Below are 16,818 nucleotides of genomic sequence, written 5' to 3' on the forward strand. Positions count from 1 at the left end.
TTCAAGAGATGTAAAGTTTCACGTAGAGGGCGAAAACGATGTTAAAGACCAACGAATTCCAACATTTTACATCACGTATCGGAAAGACCTGCATGGCAATCATGGCCGCGTCGGTGGGCGTGATGATGGCGTGGTCCTCAGCCGTGGCTGACGAATTAACCTGTAGCGCTCCGGAAAATGGCGAAGCGCGGGTCAGCCTGCGTTTGCCGGAGAATGCACGGCCAATGACCGCAGTGGAACTTCATGAACTCTACCGCGACAAGAGCTGGAAATGGTGCGATGGCGCCGCTTACATGCAGGACAAGGAGCGGATATTCAAGGGATGGGCAGGCTCGGGTGCCCGTGCTTCCTGGGCACTGGGACATTGGACCGTGGCCGACACCGGACGGATGTGCCTTGAGGCCGACTGGCATGCTCCAAACGGCACATCCAGCGACAGGACGTGTTTCGAGCACATGATCGATGGCCAGATGATCTACCAGAGGAAGGAACCCACCGGCGGCTGGTACGTGTTCAAGCATTCCGAACCGCAGGATGGTGATGAATTCGCCAAACTGGTCGCTGAGGACCTGGTTTCGGAGAAGCTGGAGAAACTCCGCAATCAATAATTGCGGGACATATTGAACGCAGAAAAAAGCTGCCGGACTTTCTGATCGGCAGCCTGCGATAAAAAGCCGGTCTGGCGGATGGTATCTGCCACCGGCAGCGCGTCTGCTCCTTGATACAACAGTCGCTATTTTCCCTTCCAGACAGGATCGCGCTTTTCGGCGAAAGCTCTGGCGCCTTCCAAATTATCCTCCGATCCATACAGAATGTCGACCGTCGCCAACTTGCGCCGCATGATGAGGTTCATCATGGTTTGGAAGTCCTCGCTTTCCGCGCGCCGGACTGTCTCCTTGATCGCGGCGTAAACGAGTGGAGGACCGGAGGCGAGCAGACGGGCAATTTCCCAGACACGTTCTTCGAGCTTCTCCTGAGGCAGGACCTCGTTGACGAAACCCCAGCGATGAGCTTCGTGAGCGTCGATCCAGCGGCCAGTCAGCAAAAGTTCCATGGCTATGTGGTATGGAATGCGTTTCGGAAGCCGGATACTTGCCGCGTCTGCAATGGTTCCGGAGCGAATTTCGGGAAGCGAAAAGGTTGAATGCTCCGAGGCATAGATCAGGTCACAGGACAGCGCCAGTTCGAAGCCGCCGCCCGCGGCCATGCCGCTGACACAGGCGATGACAGGTTTGTTCAGGTCTCGCAGTTCCTGGATGCCGCCGAAACCGCCAATTCCGTAGTCACCATCGATAGGCGCGCCTTCTGCCGCGGCTTTCAAATCCCAACCGGCAGAAAAGAAACGGTCGCCAGCGGTCTTGAGGATGGCGATACGCAATTCCGGGTCATCGCGGAAGGCTGCAAAAGTTTGACCCATCGCGCGCGATGTCGGCAAGTCGATGGCGTTGGCCTTGGGCCGATCCAGCGTAACTTCCAGAATAGCCCCGTCCCGGCGGGTTGTTATGGCGTCTTCGGCATGTGCGCTCATTTCATCTGCCTTTCCATACGGGATCGCGCTTTTCGACCGCTGCGCGCGGTCCTTCCAGTGCGTCTTCGCTTTCGATCAGCAATTTGAACAGCGGGAAATTACCGGCCCGCATGGCGGCGTAACTTTCGGCCAGACCCATATGTTCGGCCATACGCGCTGTCTGTTTGGCTGCGGCAACAGAAAGCGGTGCGGAGCGCAGGATACGGGCAGCGAGCGCACGGGCTGCGCTCATCAGCTCCGCCTGCGGCACCACGTCATTGACCAAACCCCAGCGGAGGCAGTCCTGCGCGCTAAAGCGCCGCCCTCCATAAAGAACTTCGTTCGCTATAACCTTGGGCAGGAGCTTGGGCAGAACGAATGAGCCGATATCCGGCAGAACCCCGAGCGAAGTTTCCGGCAGCCAGAATTGCGCGTGGTCGGCGGCAATGATGAAATCGGCAGTAAGGAGAATTTCGAAACCCGCGCCGATGGCATAACCGTTGACCGCGCAGATGATGGGCTTCTCCAATCCGGGCAATTCGGAAAAGCCATAGATTCCGCCCTGACCATAGTCGGCGATATAGCCATCTCCGCCGGTCGAAGCCGCTTCGTTCAGATCCCAGCCGGCGGAAAAAAACTTCTCGCCCCCACCTGTGAAAATAGCAACGCGCAGATCCGGGTCGTCGCGAAACATGGCGAAGGCATCGCCCAGCTTTCGGCTGGTTGGCTGGTCGATGGCATTGGCCTTTGGCCGGTCGAGCGTGATCTCCAATATCTGACCGTTGCGAACGGCCTTTACCTCGTCAGTCATCAAGCTCTCCTGTTGCGTATCAGGGCATCGACGGCGATTGCATTGTCCGCTGTGACAATGAGCGGGTTGATGTCGAGTTCCTCAAGTTTCCCTGCCTGTTCGAGCGCATAGTTGCCAACCAGCCACGCGGCCTCGACGGCGGCTTCGATATTGGCTTTTGGCCTGCCGCGAAAGCCGGTGAGAAGGGGGGCGGAGCGCAGGGTAAGAAGCGCCTCGCGGATTTCATCGCGGCTCGCAGGTAAGAGCAGCGACCGTGTATCGTTCCAAAGCTCAACCATCACGCCACCTGCGCCAATGGTCAGATAAAGCCCGAATTGCGGGTCGCGCGCGATGCCGATAATCAGTTCAGCCACACCACCCTGAACCATTTTCTCGACCAGAAAATCGCATTTCAAAGGGGCAAGCGAAAGGGCGGCAGCGCGTACTGCTTCGGCATTCGCCAGATTGAGGCACACCGCCGCCATTTCCGTTTTGTGAAGCAAGTTCTCACCCACCCCCTTGAGGACGACGGGGTAACCCAGCTTTTCGGCAAGGGCGACAGCATCGTCGATAGTCGATACTACGCCGCCCGTCGGGGTGATGAGGCCGATTTCGCGCAAGGCGGATTTCGATGACCACTCGTCCAATGCGGTGGCTGCAGATGGCGACGCCGGCGCTTGGTCAGCCAGCATTGGAGATTGCGGTTTCGACCAGATTTCGCCAATCCAGGCAGCATTGGCTGCTGCCGCAAGCGCAGTTGCAAGCCCCATCATCGGGGCTATTCCAGCTGCTATCAGACGTTCGGCGTGGGCTTCCGTCATATTCTCCGGCAAACTGGCAACCAGCGCAAAGCGACCGCCTCCAGCTTCGTGCGCCGCTATCGCCGCTTCGAGCGATGTTTCGCAACCATTGTCAACACAACGGTCCCCACGGGGGAAGTCGAGCACCAGTATGGTCAGACCGAAATTGCCATCGAGCATAGCGCGATAGGTCTCAGTCAGCGACGGCCCGTTTCCCCATGTAAAGGTGTGATAGTCGAGGGGGTTCGAGATGGTAACCATCTCGGGCAGGGTGGCGCGAAGCCTGTTTGCCTCGTCCGGCGCCAACGGTCTGAGATCGAGACCAGCGGCGCTTGCAAGATCGCCGACGAGTGAAGCTTCGCCGCCCGAACAGCTCATAGAGCCGAGGCTGTTGTCCGGTGAGGGGCCAAGCACATGAAGCAGCTTCAGCGTTTCGACAAATTCGTCGAGCGTTCCAACACGCAGGACGCCACATCGCGCAAAGAAAGCGTCGGCAAGCGTGTCGGCTCCAGCTAGCGATGCCGTGTGTGAGAGGGTCATCGCCTGTGCCGCGGCGGAAGTTCCGACCTTGATGGCGACAACCGGTTTTCTCATCTCACGTGCTCTGGCGAAAACACGTTCCAACCGTGAAATATTGTCGAAGCCTTCTATATGCAAACCTAGAACGGTAACCCGCGGGTCTTCGAGCGCGGCTTCCGCCAATTCGGAAAGACCGGTCTGTGCCTGATTTCCGGCTGTCAGCACATAGGCTATGGGAAGACCCCGACGCTGCATCGTAAGATTGATAGCTATATTGGACGATTGCACGACGATGGCGGCGCCGCTTTCCACCCTCTTGCCGCCATGCTGATCGGGCCACAGCAAGGCTCCATCAAGGTAGTTGATGAAGCCGTAGCAGTTGGGGCCGAGGATCGGCATTTCGCCTGCCGCCGCCAGCAGGGCCTGATTGCGTTCGGCGCCGTCGGATACTTCGTTGAAGCCAGATGCAAAGCACACCGCGCCGCCACTTCCTCGCGCCGAGAGCTGGCGAACAATTTCGATTGTTCCGTCGCGGTTGACGCCGATGAAGCTTACATCCGGTGCGCCGGGAAGGTCGGCGACAGATCGATAGCAGGGAATATCGTCGATAGTATCGCGGGTGGGGTGGACAGGCCAGAGTTCTCCCTCAAAGCCCATTTTGCGGCATTGCCTGAGCACAGCCGTAGACCATCCTCCGCCAAAGATGGCTATGGAACGGGGACGCAAGACACGAGACAGGTTCTTTTTGCTCACGGTCAGGCTCCGAGCGGGCGAAGGAGGTCGCGGGCGATGATATGGCGCTGGATTTCGCTTGTGCCGTCCCATATCCGCTCGACACGCGCATCACGCCAGAAGCGTTCCAGCGGGAGGTCGTCCATCAGGCCCATGCCTCCATGCACCTGAATGGCCCGATCGGTGACGCGAGCCAGCATTTCCGATGCGTAGACTTTCGCCGAGGCGATCTCGCGGTTTGCGGGCAATCCCTGATCGAGACGCCAGGCCGCTGCCAGCGTCAGCCAGTCGGCGGCATCGATTTCGGTGACGGAATCGGCAAGCTGGAAGCCGACGCCCTGAAAGCGACCGATGGGCTGGCCAAATTGCTTACGCTGGGCGGCGTAGTCGACCATCATGTCGAATACGCGGCGCGCGCGCCCCACCGCCATTGTCGCAACTGTTATGCGGGTAGCGTAAAGCCACTCATTCATGACCGCAAAGCCACCATCCACCTCTCCGAGCACCTGCGCATCGGGAAGACGGCAGTCGTCGAATTCAAGGATCATGTTCTTGTAGCCGCGATGGCTGACGGATTTGTAACCCTCGCGGATGGTGAAGCCCGGTGTTCCACGATCCACCAGAAAGGTCGTGATTTTCTTCTTCGTTCCGGCGGAGGACTGTTCCTCGCCCGTCGCCATGAAGACAATGACGAAGTCGGCGTGCTCGGCGCCGGAAATGAAATGCTTGGTGCCGTTCAGTACCCAGTCGTCACCATCGCGGCGCGCATTGGCTTTCATGCCCCGAATGTCGGAGCCGGCGTCAGGTTCTGTCATGGCAAGTGCATCCATCCTTTCGCCGCGCACCGCTGGCAGGAGATAGCGCTCGATCTGCTCACCCTTGCAGGCCATCAGGATATTTTGCGGGCGTCCGAAAAAATGGGTGAGCGCCATCGACCCGCGTCCCAGCTCGCGCTCCACCAGCGCGAACTCCAGATGGGAAAGTCCGGGGCCACCCGCCGATTCCGGGAAATTGCTGGCATAGAAGCCAAGTTCGATGGTCTTCCGCTTGATTTCGTCACCGATTTCCTCCGGCACGTAACCAAGCCGCTCGACGGTCGTTTCATGCGGATAAATCTCGTTCTCGACAAAGCTTCGAACTGTCGAGACGATCATTTCCTGTTCTTCAGTCAGTCCGAAATGCATAGCGTTCCTCCCAGTCGCTTTGCCAGACCGTCCCGGCCTATGGCGTCGTTATTTCTATAAGTGCGGGCCCCTCGACCGCCTGGGCGCGGTGAAGCGCACCGGCGAGTTGCGCAAGGTCGAGGGCGCCTGGATGAAGCGCATCCTGATTGTGTTGATTAGTCAGACGGATATGTTCCCCCGGGATGCCATAGGCCTGCGCGAGCTTGAGAAAATCGGGAGGTGTCGGGCGCACGCCCACGGGCTCGATACCCCGAGAAAGCATGTAATCTTCGATTTCCTGATAACCGTGATTGTTCCAGACGACGAAGATCACCGGCGCTTTTTCGTCTGCGGCAGTACCGAGGGTGCCGAGGCAGAACTGGAAACCGCCGTCTCCCACCAGGCAGACCACCGGTGTGTCGGCCTGCGCAAGACTGGCGCCCACTGCGGCCGGAGGACCAAATCCGAGCGCGCCGTACCCGGTCGAAGCATTGAACCAGCTTCGTGCGCCATCGGCCTCGAAGAAAAGGTTGCCAGCATAGGCGAGCTGCGTGGAATCCCCGACTATGATACTGCCGGGCAGCGCATCCCGAATGGTGTCCAGAACTCCGGTCAAAGCCTGCATCTTGGGTGAAAGGAAGTCGTATGCCGCAGCCTTGGCCGCCGTTGCGCGCTCCTTTCCGTCCTCACGTGGTGCCTGAGGAAGAAGCTGCAGAGCAGAGATGAGCTCTGCCGTTATTGGGGCGGCATCGCCCACGATCATCAGGCTAGCCGGGGCGCCGGTTGCCTCCGCATCCGGGTCGATGTCGATGCGGATCATTCTGGCAGGAGGCTCGAAACCTCCATCCACATACATATCGTAATCGGTCGGACCGAACTGGGTTCCTATCGCAATGACGAGATCGGCATCGGCGATCAGCTGGCGGATAGGCGGCAGGCTGGGGCTTGCCTGCACTACGAGCGGATGACGGCCAAGCAAACCACGGGCGTTCGTTGTGGTCACCACCGGGGCGTCGAGCATCTGCGAAAGGGTGGAAACCGCATCACCCGTCCGGTTGGCGCCTCCGCCTGCGAGGATCAAAGGACGGCGGGCTTCGGCGCAAAGTGTTGCGGCGGCTTTGATTTTTCCGACATTGGAACCCACAGCCGTAGCGGTCGCAGTTGCCGGGGACTTGCGCAAGTTTCCTTCAAACGGAGCTTCCATAAGGTCCGTCGGGATTTCAATATGGACAGGGCCCGGACGTCCGGATTTCATCCGGGCGAAGGCACGGCCAACCACTTCTGCAAGATCGCCGGGCTGTTCCAGTCGCTCTGACGACAGGGCGATTGTTCGCATGGTCGCGGACTGGTCGGGAAGCTCATGCAGGTGCCCCTTATATTGTCCAAGCGTGTGGCGCGCGTTGACGCCCGAGATGACGAGCATCGGTATGGAATCGGCTCGGGCCTGGGCCATCGGGGTTATCGCATTGGTGAGGCCCGGACCGGTAATCAGCAGGCAGACACCCGGCTTGCCCGAAACTCGCGCATAGCCATCTGCCATGAAGCCCGCATCCTGTTCGTCGCGCGGGGTAACATGCCGGATGCTCGATCCGGCAAGGCCACGATAAAGTTCGGCTGTGTGCACGCCCGGAATGCCAAATACTGTATCGACATCGTAAGCTTCCAGAAGGCGGATCAGCGCTTGTCCGACCGTTATTTCGCTGCTCATGAAACCAGACTTTCCGCTCTGTAGTTGAGGCTGCGGGCAAAACGGGCAATGCGGTCACATGCCTCGATTATGCTGACTTCAGGAACGGTGACGCTCATGCGGACCAGATTCTTCGCGACCTGACCGAAAGACGTGCCAGGCATCATCGAGACATAGTGTTCCTCAAGCAGCCGGCTGGCGAATTCCTCGCCATCGAGGCCAGTGCCGCCAATATCCAGCAGCACGAACATGCCCGCTTCCGGCATCAGGGGCTTGATCCCCGCAACGCCTTGCAAACGCTCTACGATCAGCTCGGACCGCGCCTGGTACTGCGCGCGCATGATTGAGGCTGTAGGCAGATCATGTGTCAGCGCATAGGCTGCCATGTCGGCAATGAACGGCTGTCCACCGAAGAGCATGGATTCAGAGAAAGGCAGCAATCTCTGGCAAAACTCCTCGGAACCGACTGCCCAGCCTGCACGAAAGCCGGGGGCCGCGTGTGACTTCGATATGGAGGAGACCACGATGGTGCGGTCAGCCATTTCAGGAAGGTCGAGCGGCGACGCAAATGCGGCGCCGAAAGTAAGCTCTTCATAGACCTCATCGCACACGATCCAGAGATCGTGCTTGCGGCAGACTTCGCTGATCGCAGCAATTTCGGGTTTTGTGAGAACCGCTCCGGTCGGATTGTGCGGGTTGTTGAGAAGCAATGCCCGGCAGCCGGGCGTGATTGCCGCTTCCAGTATTTCCGCTCGAAGATGAAAGCCATCTTCGGCCCGCAGTGGCACCGGGACGATATCGGCTCCCGGCGCCCGCACGACGCCTTCATAGGTCGCGTAATAGGGGTCGGGGACGAGAACCTTGTCGCCGCTCTCGACCAATCCTGTCAGAACGGCATAAAGCGCTGTTTGGGTTCCGGGAAAATAGAGGACATTACTGGTCGTGATGGCACGGCCGGTGCGCTTTGAATATTTTGCCGCCAGGGCCGCCAGCACCGCCGGTTCGCCGCGACCGCTGGAATAGCGTGTGCGTCCGGCGCGCATGGCATTATTGCAGGCTTCGAGCAGCGAGGCATCTGGGGCAACGTCAGGTTCGCCGATCGTAAATTCTATGACGGGATGGCCAAGCGCGCGCAGTTCCCTGCCTCGTGCATGGACCCGCCATTTGTCCGAACCCAGCCCTGAGAGTCTATCGGTGATGGAGGCGTAATGCATGTCATTCTCTCGGAAGTGGTGGCGCGTCAGGAAGCTCGATGCCGAGAAGAGCGCCGATTGAGCTTAGTCCGATGCCAATTTGCGTGGTTTCGTCGATTTCATCCGCGCTGAGACAGCCTTCGATCCAAAGGCCGTCAATCAGGGCGTTGACCGCGATGGCAAGGTTTCGGCACGATTGCGGGGCCGGTTCCCGGCCTTCTGCCGATAACACCTCGGCAATCAAGGTTTCCGTGGCCCGCCGGAAAGCCAGATACCCTTCGCGATGTTCGTGCTCCAGATCCGGATCAAGATGAACCTGGCTCACGAAAGTCGCCCAGAGCGAAAGCATCCGGGGATCGGCCACGGCTCCGCCAAGGCTGGCTGCGATGAACCGCGTCAGCCGGTCGTGAGGCGTGCCGCCGTCCGATTCCAGAACGCTCAATGCGGGCAGGGTCATCATTTCGATCATGCGCTGGTAGGCGGCGGCGATGAGATTGGCCTTCGATGCGAAATGATGGCGGATCAGGCCATTGCTCACGCCTGCACGCGCCGCAACTGCACGAACCGTTGTCGCCTGTATTCCGAGATCGGCAATGCAGTCGAGCGTTGCCTCTATCATGTCCGTGCGACGATCGAAGTCCGGCGCACGTCGAAACGATGCGGTCATCCTCTCCTCCCTCGATGTCTGACTATGCACTTGCGCAATACTTATTCAAGTGTATAGTCAACGTCAAGGGAACGGTTGGCCGCTTGTCGAGAAGTCGAAAGAACTCCGAAGTGGCTGATAATAAAGCAATATCCAGGTGGCTTGCGACAAACCGTAAAGGTGTCGGGCCAAGGGAGGTTTGTGCCGCATGAGTCAAGGCGAAGAGGCGATCTCCGTCGTCGACCTTCACAAGCGTTTCGGTGATCTCGAGGTGCTTAAAGGCGTTTCACTCAGGGCGCGCGAGGGCGATGTTATCGCCATTATTGGCGGATCGGGCTCCGGCAAATCGACATTTCTTCGCTGCATCAACATGCTGGAATTGCCGACATCGGGGGCGGTCACCATCCACGGTGAAACCATCGCCATGCGAAACACCGGCAATGGCGGCCAGATACCCGCGGACCGAAGGCAGATCGAGCGTATTCGCACGCGGCTTGGAATGGTCTTCCAGAGCTTCAATCTATGGCAGCACATGACCGTTCTGGAGAATGTGATCGAAGCGCCTGTGCATGTGCTGGGCGTGCCCAAGGCCGAAGCGACAGAGCGGGCCGAAGCGCTTTTAAGGCGCGTCGGACTTTACGAGAAGCGAGACGTCTATCCGGCTTTCATGTCCGGTGGCCAGCAGCAGCGTGCCGCGATTGCGCGGGCGCTGGCGATAGAGCCATTGGTGATGCTTTTCGACGAGCCGACATCCGCGCTGGACCCTGAACTGGTCGGCGAGGTTCTCACTGTTATCGGTGATCTGGCCAAGGAAAAGCGCACGATGATCCTGGTTACGCACGAGATGAAGTTCGCCCGCAAGGTCGCCAATCACATCGTTTTTCTGCACGATGGCAGGATTGAGGAAGAGGGACCTCCCGAAGAGGTCTTCGGGGCGCCCAAATCCGAGCGATTGAAGAAATTTATCAGTTCAACACACTGAAATGGGAATGGGAGGAGTACCAATGAAGTGTCTTTTAGCTAGTCTGTGCGTCGGTGTAGCATTTGCCCTTGCGGGCGTGGGGGCGGCAAGTGCTGAACAGGTGAAGCTCGGTATCGCAGCCGAACCTTATCCCCCTTTCACGGAACCGGACGCCACGGGAAAATGGCACGGCTGGGAAATCGATTTTGCGGATGCAGTCTGCAAAGAGGCCAAGCTTGATTGCGTGGTCACGCCGGTCGCCTGGGATGGCATCATTCCCGCACTCACCACCGGCAAGATCGACATGATCGTCGGCTCAATGTCGATGACGCCTGAACGTCTCAAGACGATCGATTTCTCGGACAAATATTATAATACACCGACGATTGTCATCGGCACCAAGGATCTCAAATTCGACGCGACGCCGGAGGGGTTGAAGGACAAGACGATTGGCGTGCAGGTTTCTACCATCCATCAGGCTTACGCGGTGAAGCATTTCGCGCCCGCCGGTGCCACGATCAAGGAGTATCAGACGCAGGACGAAGCCAACAACGACCTCACCGCCGGGCGCATCGATGCCGTGCAGGCGGACTCGCTGGCTCTGCGGACGTTCCTTGCGACGGATAACGGCAAGGCATGCTGCGAGGAAAAGGGAACCGTCGCTAAGGATGTTGAAGTTCTGGGGCCGGGCGTGGGCATCGGATTGCGCAAGGGCGATACGGAACTCAAGGACAAGCTGAACGCCGCGATCAAGACCATCCGCGCGAATGGAACCTACGATACCTTCACCAAAAAATATTTCGATTTCGACATTTACGGCCAGTGAGTTTCCTGGCCAGCCGGTATCTCTTCGGCTGGCCTCCCTGATTTCAGCATGAACGGAACTGCCCATGGATGCACCACTGATCAACTGGAGCCTGCTTGCTCTCAATCCGCCGGGTTGGGGAGGGGTGCTTCTGCAGGGTTTCTGGCACACGCTGCAAATTGCCGTTGGCGGTTATTCGCTCGGTCTGCTGATCGGCATGTTCGGTGCGCTGGGCAAGCTCTATGGCGGCCCGATCATTCGCGACCTTCTGGAAGTGTATACGACAGTGGTCCGCGCCGTGCCGGAACTGGTCCTGATCCTTATCCTGTACTACGCGGGCACCGACCTGTTGAACCAGCTGCTTGCTCTGTTTGGCCATGGCAAAGTCGATATCAGCGGGCTTGCGGCCGGCATTTTCGTCATCGGTGTCGTGCAGGGCGCATATTCGACGGAAGTCCTGCGCGGTGCGATCAAAGCGATCGCGCCCGGCCAGATCGAGGCGGCCCGCGCATTCGGCATGCCCCCGTCCAAGATGCTCAGACGCATCACGATACCGGCCATGCTGCCCTTCGCCATACCTGGCCTTGCCAATCTGTGGCTTATCTCAACCAAGGATACAGCACTTCTGGCGGTTGTCGGCTTTAGCGAACTGACGCTGGTGACGAGACAGGCAGCGGGCACGACCAAGCATTATCTGCTGTTCTTCATGGCGGCTGGCGTGCTGTACCTCGGGCTTACCCTGATTTCGAACGTCTTCATCGGCATTGTCGAGCGGCGCGCGCGCCGTGGTTTCGCACGGATTGACTGAGATGAGCACATCTTCAGCAGTATTGGAAAACCGGACATCCGCCAGAAACTGGCTCGAACCGCACCGCCTTGTGCTGATTGTCATCGCTATCGCACTGTTCACCTCGGCGGTGGTGTTTGGCCGCTGGGACTGGCTGCCGCAATACCTGCCCCGTCTGGGTTCCGGCATCGTGGTAACTCTGTTCATGCTGTTCGGGTCTGCAATTCTGGGGTTTATGCTGGCTCTGCCGCTGGGATTGCTTCAGGTGACTGGCCCATGGTGGTTGAGCTGGCCAGCGAAGGCGTTCTGCACCGTCATCCGGGGAACACCATTGCTGCTGCAGCTTTGGCTGCTCTATTACGGCCTTGGTTCGCTGTTCCCCTCCATTCCCGGCATTCGCGGCTCCTTTATCTGGCCTTATCTGCGCGAGGCATGGCCGTATGGACTTGCCGCGCTGACGATCTCTTTCGCGGCCTATGAGGGGGAGGTCATGCGCGGTGCGTTTGCCGGTGTGCCGTCCGGTGAGCTGCAGGCCGGTCGTGCATTCGGCATGTCGCCCTGGAAAGTGTTTCGCCGCATCTGGCTGCCGCGCGCGATCCATCGCGCCCTGCCGACACTGAACGGCGAAACGGTCCTTCAATTGAAAGCGACGCCGCTGGTAGCAACCATAACCGTCGTCGATGTCTACGGCGTCGTTTCGCGGGTGCGCCAGGAAACCTATCTCACTTATGAGCCGCTTCTGCTGCTGGCCTTGATCTACATGATATTGACCGCGGGTCTGGTCCTGGTCTTCCGGCGTCTCGAGAACCGAATTCCGACAAGAGGTGCTTGAATGCGCGATTTTTCAACTGCTATTCGCAACAACCTTCCAGAGCTGACAGCCTTGCGGCACGACCTTCATGCCCACCCCGAACTGGGACTCGAGGAGAAACGGACTTCCGATATCATTGCGCGGCAGCTCGAGGCTCTGGGATACAAGGTCACGCGAGGACTTGCGAAAACCGGGGTCATCGGGACTTTGACGAATGGATCGGGCCGGAAGTCGGTCGGCATTCGTGCCGATATCGACGCGCTTCCCATTCATGAGCAGACAAATCTGCCCTATTCCAGCAAGTCCCCGGGTCTGATGCATGCCTGTGGACATGATGGCCATACGACCATGTTGCTCGGTGCTGCCAAGGCTCTGGCTGAGCGGCGCAATTTCGACGGAACCATTCATCTGATTTTCCAGCCGGCGGAAGAGAATTTCGGCGGCGCCAAGATCATGATAGACGAAGGATTGTTCGACCGTTTTCCTTGTGATGCTGTTTTTGCCCTTCACAACGATCCCGGCATTCCCCTCGGCAAGTTTGCCTTCCGCGATGGGCCGATCATGGCTGCGGTCGATGAGGCGTTTATCAGGGTGAACGGCTACGGCGGTCACGGTTCGGAACCGGAAAAAACTGCCGATCCCATAACAGCGGGGGCTTCGATTGTGATGGCCCTGCAGACCATCAAGTCGCGTAACGTGCCAGCGCTCGATCCGGCAGTTGTGACGGTTGCCGCATTCCATGGTGGTTCGGCCAGCAATATCATTCCGTCGACGGCAGAAATCGTCGTCGGTATTCGCACTTTTTCGCCCACCATCCGCGATCAGATCGAGCAACGCATCAAACGTGTTGCAGCGCATCAGGCAGAGAGCTTCGGACTAACTGCTGAAGTGGAGTATCTGCGCAGTTATGATGCGACGATCAACCATACCGCGGAAACTGATTTCGCACGCTCCCTGGCGGTGAAGTCGTTTGGCGCGACGAACGTGATCGATCTGGAGCGTCCTTTCATGGGCAGCGAGGATTTTGCCTATATGCTCCGTGAGCGACCCGGAACCTACTTCTTTGTGGGGGGCGGCAAGGGCGAGAACGATTTCCAGCTCCACCACCCGTCTTACGATTTCAACGATGATCTGATCCCCATCGGCGCGGCCTTCTGGACCGAGCTTGCTGAAGCCTATCTCAAACCCGAGTGATTTCCATGACCGCCGTTTATCAATTCAATGCAGCTATCGTCCGCACGCCGGGACGATCCGTCGTCAATGGTTTGCGCGCCGATGACAGGGGTAATCCGACCTACGAAGGTGTCAGGGAAGAACACGAAGCCTATGTGCAGGCGTTGCGAAACGCTGGTGTCGAGGTGACGGTTCTGCCGCCGATGGAGGATTTTCCGGATTCGATATTTGTAGAAGATCCGGCGCTGGTGTTCCACGAAGGCGCAGTTCTGCTGCGTCCTGGCGCACCATCGCGCATGGGTGAGACGGCTGAAATCGAACCGGTTCTGCGTTCGCTCTTTGAGAATGTCGTGTCGCTCCCTTCGCCCGGTTTTGCCGATGGCGGTGATGTGCTGGTGACGCCCAAGGTGGTGATGATCGGCCTGTCGGCGCGTACCGACAAGAGTGGCGCCGAAGGGCTTCGGGCTGCACTGGCAGCGCTCGGACACGCCGCCGAAATTGTAGAGACGCCCAAGGGTGTACTGCACTTCAAGACCGACTGTTCGCTGCTGGACGAGGAGACGGTGCTTGCGACGCACAGGCTGGCGGGCTCCGGCTTCTTTCGAGGCATGCGTGAAATTGTGACGCCGGAAGGTGAAGAGGCAGCCGCCAATGCGCTTCGGGTCAACGATGTCGTTTTCGTCGGCGCGGACTATCCCCGCACGATCGATAAGCTTGATAAGGAGGGATATAAGGTTGTTGCCCTCAAGACAGGCGAAATCGGGCGGATCGATGCAGGCCTGTCATGCATGTCGCTCAGATGGCGGCGATAGTCAAAAAAAGGTTCTAAAAATGGATCGGCGCGGTAATTCCGCGCCGATTTTCGTTTGATGTTGCTTCAGGCCCGACGCCTCTACGATGACGCGTTCAACGCACGAGAGAACGTTTGAAGCGAGCTTCGAGTTTCGCCTGGCCATATTCCAGAACGACGGACAGGGCCCAGTAGATCATCGATGCGGTTATGAGCATTTCGATGTGCCGGAACTCGGTCTGGCCTTGTGTGCGGGCAAGATACATGAGTTCCCATACGCCGATGACGGAGACCAGCGACGAGTCTTTCAGCATGGCGATGAACTGGTTGCCCGTTGGCGGAATGATGATGCGCATCGCCTGAGGAAGAATGACCAGCCACATTGTTTGTGATGGTCCGAGGCCCAAGGCCGCGGCACCTTCCTGCTGTCCGCGCGGGATGCTTTCGATGCCGGCACGAAAGATTTCCGTCATGTAAGCGCCATAGCACAGGGACAGCGCCAGAATACCGGCGGGAATCGGCCCGATGACATAACCCACCTGCGGCAAGCCCAGGTAAATAATGTAAATCTGCATCAGCAATGGCAGGCCGCGGAAGAGCGATGTGTAGAACGTCGCCAGACCGTAGACCAGACCGTTCTTGGAGAGTTTGGCCACGGCGCCGATGAGCGCCAGAACGGTTGCGAAGAAGATGGAGGCGGTGGAAATATAAAGCGTCGTGACGACGCCCTGACTGATGAGAAATCCGATCTTTCTGGCGATGAATTCAAACGAGAGATTGAATGAATAAAAGAAGATCATCAGCAGCAGGAACAGTTCCGTCCAAATGGCGATGATCTGTGCCCAACGCGGAAAAAGTCTCAGAAAGCTCCAATTGGCGAAGATTATGAGACTGAGCAGAACGGAGGAAAGCAACGTCGCCTTGGTGAAACCCGCCTTCGCGACTTTGGGGTCGATCCCCAGCCAGTTTGTTATGCCCGAGAACCGGACATTCATGAAACAGAAGAGCGCTGTCAGGATAACAAAAAACGCTACCTGAACAGTCCGTTTAGCGGCCTCTGGCCGTGTCAGAAAAAACCTCCCGAGCATATTCTCTCCCCTGTCAGCCTGCTTTTCGCTCGGCAAGCCAATCCTGCATCTGCAATTTCCAATAGGTCAGCTGGGCAGCTGCGAGACCCGCAGCTCCTCCGGCCCAGACCAGCCCGAATTTCTCGAAAAGCTTGTACCGGTCACTTTGTCCGCAGATGGCTTCGGCGACGACCTTGCCGCCGATGGCGGTCGTATTGAGCCCGTGGCCGCCAAATGCCGTGCAATACCATGTGGCGCGGTCCAGCTTGCCGATCTGTGGCATGAGATGTCTCGCATAGGACATAAGGCCCGACCATGCGAGTTCCGTCTTCAGCGAAGCGAGCTGAGGGTAGGTCCCCTCCATTTCGCTGCGCAGTTCCCGCACGACGCCGGGGGTATCCGCTGCTCTTGTCGTGATGCGTCCGCCCCACAACAGTCTGCGGCCACCGTCGATCACACGGTAATAGTCGCCCGCCCGCCGGTTATCACCGATGGCGGATGTGGTGCGAATTGCCGACGCAATCAGTTCGGGCGCTTCCTCGCTTACCATCACATAGGTTGCGATGGGCAGGTAGGCCCGCTTGATCTGCCCGACGAGACCGTCTGTGTAGCCGCCGGTGGTTATCAGTACGGCGCCTGCTTTGACCTGTCCCTGAGCCGTCTTTACAAGCTTGCCATCACCGTGGTCGAGCAATTGAACGACACGGCTGTGCTCGAATATCCGTCCGCCAAGCCGCTCTATCTCGCGCCCAAGCGCCCGCAGATAATTCAAGGGATGGATATGAAAGGCATTGGGATCAGTGACAGACTGGAAATAGCGCCTGGAATTCAAAATGTTGCGGGTTTCGGCTGTTGTATGGAAATCGAGCTTGTAGCCGTAGTCGCGGTAGAGTTCGTCGGCGTAGTGTTTCAGGCTGTCGCCATCGTCATGGCGACGAACGCTCATGATGCCGGGTGATAGCTGGGCTTCCTCGATATTCAGCGAGGCAATGTTCTGGCGAACGAACTCGACGCCTTCGATCGACATTTCGTGAAGCGTTCTGGCGACATTGCTCCCGGCACGGGCGGCAATCGCATCGCCGCCGGTCGCAAAACCGGGGCTGACAAATCCGCCATTGCGCCCTGATGCGCCAAAGCCAATGCTTTCGGCTTCCAGAACAGCTACTTTCTTGCCGGCGCGCGCCATCTGCAAGGCCGCCGACAATCCGGCAAGTCCGCCGCCAATCACCGCGACATCTGCTGTTATCTCACGCTCCAGCGTCGGACGTGCGAAGTCGTCTGCCTTGGTACGGCTGTAGTAAGTGACGGGATATGTCATCGTAACACCAAAATAGGGGTATCGGATGAGCCACCGCATGGATGGCTCATTTCAATATCGAAGCAAGGG

General features: G+C 58.4%; 16 protein-coding genes. 7 read left to right on the forward strand and 9 right to left on the reverse strand.

The window, feature by feature from the left end; genetic code table 11:
- Window positions 1-38: 38 nt before the first annotated feature.
- Window positions 39-608, forward strand: coding sequence for a DUF995 domain-containing protein (locus tag ACOWVS_RS01330; protein WP_006468533.1), 570 nt, complete (start codon window positions 39-41; stop codon window positions 606-608).
- A 125-nt stretch (window positions 609-733) separates the two neighbouring features.
- Here ACOWVS_RS01330 and ACOWVS_RS01335 read toward each other — a convergent pair whose 3' ends face one another.
- Genes ACOWVS_RS01335 through ACOWVS_RS01365 form a run of 7 tightly spaced genes read right to left on the reverse strand, consistent with a single transcriptional unit; the run spans window position 734 to window position 9,058 of the window.
- Window positions 734-1,528 (reverse strand): carnitinyl-CoA dehydratase, encoded by a 795-nt coding sequence (locus ACOWVS_RS01335; protein WP_021588151.1) that lies wholly within the window; start codon window positions 1,526-1,528, stop codon window positions 734-736.
- Between the two features lies 1 nt (window position 1,529).
- Complete coding sequence (locus tag ACOWVS_RS01340) at window positions 1,530-2,318, reverse strand: enoyl-CoA hydratase-related protein (RefSeq protein WP_006472212.1); 789 nt, start codon at window positions 2,316-2,318, stop codon at window positions 1,530-1,532.
- A complete protein-coding gene (locus tag ACOWVS_RS01345) occupies window positions 2,318-4,375 on the reverse strand; it encodes an acetate--CoA ligase family protein (RefSeq protein ID WP_025092074.1) in 2,058 nt (685 codons plus the stop codon). Before ACOWVS_RS01345 ends, ACOWVS_RS01340 begins: the two co-directional genes overlap by 1 nt.
- Window positions 4,372-5,532 (reverse strand): acyl-CoA dehydrogenase family protein, encoded by a 1,161-nt coding sequence (locus ACOWVS_RS01350; RefSeq protein ID WP_006468536.1) that lies wholly within the window; start codon window positions 5,530-5,532, stop codon window positions 4,372-4,374. The genes ACOWVS_RS01345 and ACOWVS_RS01350 overlap by 4 nt, the downstream gene beginning before the upstream one ends.
- 37 nt (window positions 5,533-5,569) lie before the next feature.
- Window positions 5,570-7,219 carry a 5-guanidino-2-oxopentanoate decarboxylase gene (locus tag ACOWVS_RS01355; RefSeq protein WP_021588149.1) on the reverse strand — a complete coding sequence of 550 codons (1,650 nt, stop codon included), beginning with the start codon at window positions 7,217-7,219 and terminating at the stop codon, window positions 5,570-5,572.
- Window positions 7,216-8,412, reverse strand: a complete 1,197-nt coding sequence (locus tag ACOWVS_RS01360) for a pyridoxal phosphate-dependent aminotransferase (protein ID WP_021588148.1) — start codon at window positions 8,410-8,412, stop codon at window positions 7,216-7,218. Before ACOWVS_RS01360 ends, ACOWVS_RS01355 begins: the two co-directional genes overlap by 4 nt.
- 1 nt (window position 8,413) lies before the next feature.
- Window positions 8,414-9,058, reverse strand: a complete 645-nt coding sequence (locus ACOWVS_RS01365; RefSeq protein WP_021588147.1) for a TetR family transcriptional regulator C-terminal domain-containing protein — start codon at window positions 9,056-9,058, stop codon at window positions 8,414-8,416.
- Window positions 9,059-9,245: 187 nt separating this feature from the next.
- Here ACOWVS_RS01365 and ACOWVS_RS01370 point away from each other — a divergent pair, with 187 nt between their 5' ends.
- The 6 genes from ACOWVS_RS01370 to ACOWVS_RS01395 all read left to right on the forward strand — a co-directional run bounded on the left by ACOWVS_RS01370 (window position 9,246) and on the right by ACOWVS_RS01395 (window position 14,386).
- Window positions 9,246-10,019 (forward strand): ABC transporter ATP-binding protein, encoded by a 774-nt coding sequence (locus tag ACOWVS_RS01370; protein WP_021588146.1) that lies wholly within the window; start codon window positions 9,246-9,248, stop codon window positions 10,017-10,019.
- A 22-nt stretch (window positions 10,020-10,041) separates the two neighbouring features.
- Window positions 10,042-10,824 (forward strand): transporter substrate-binding domain-containing protein, encoded by a 783-nt coding sequence (locus ACOWVS_RS01375; protein ID WP_021588145.1) that lies wholly within the window; start codon window positions 10,042-10,044, stop codon window positions 10,822-10,824.
- Window positions 10,825-10,888: 64 nt separating this feature from the next.
- Window positions 10,889-11,611: an ABC transporter permease gene (locus ACOWVS_RS01380; RefSeq protein WP_021588144.1), complete on the forward strand. Its 723-nt coding sequence runs from the start codon at window positions 10,889-10,891 to the stop codon at window positions 11,609-11,611.
- 1 nt (window position 11,612) lies between these two features.
- Window positions 11,613-12,422: an ABC transporter permease gene (locus ACOWVS_RS01385; protein ID WP_051556979.1), complete on the forward strand. Its 810-nt coding sequence runs from the start codon at window positions 11,613-11,615 to the stop codon at window positions 12,420-12,422.
- Complete coding sequence (locus ACOWVS_RS01390; RefSeq protein ID WP_021588142.1) at window positions 12,423-13,595, forward strand: M20 aminoacylase family protein; 1,173 nt, start codon at window positions 12,423-12,425, stop codon at window positions 13,593-13,595.
- A 5-nt stretch (window positions 13,596-13,600) separates the two neighbouring features.
- On the forward strand, window positions 13,601-14,386 hold the full coding sequence (locus tag ACOWVS_RS01395; protein WP_025092071.1) for an arginine deiminase family protein: 786 nt from the start codon (window positions 13,601-13,603) through the stop codon (window positions 14,384-14,386).
- Between the two features lie 94 nt (window positions 14,387-14,480).
- Here ACOWVS_RS01395 and ACOWVS_RS01400 read toward each other — a convergent pair whose 3' ends face one another.
- The gene (locus tag ACOWVS_RS01400; RefSeq protein WP_021588140.1) at window positions 14,481-15,452 is read right to left on the reverse strand and encodes an amino acid ABC transporter permease; all 972 of its coding nucleotides are present in this window, start codon (window positions 15,450-15,452) and stop codon (window positions 14,481-14,483) included.
- A 13-nt stretch (window positions 15,453-15,465) separates the two neighbouring features.
- A complete protein-coding gene (locus ACOWVS_RS01405) occupies window positions 15,466-16,749 on the reverse strand; it encodes an NAD(P)/FAD-dependent oxidoreductase (protein WP_025092070.1) in 1,284 nt (427 codons plus the stop codon).
- Window positions 16,750-16,818: the final 69 nt, after the last annotated feature.

The organism is Brucella sp. IR068 (genome assembly GCF_049065885.1).
Lineage (GTDB): Bacteria > Pseudomonadota > Alphaproteobacteria > Rhizobiales > Rhizobiaceae > Brucella > Brucella intermedia.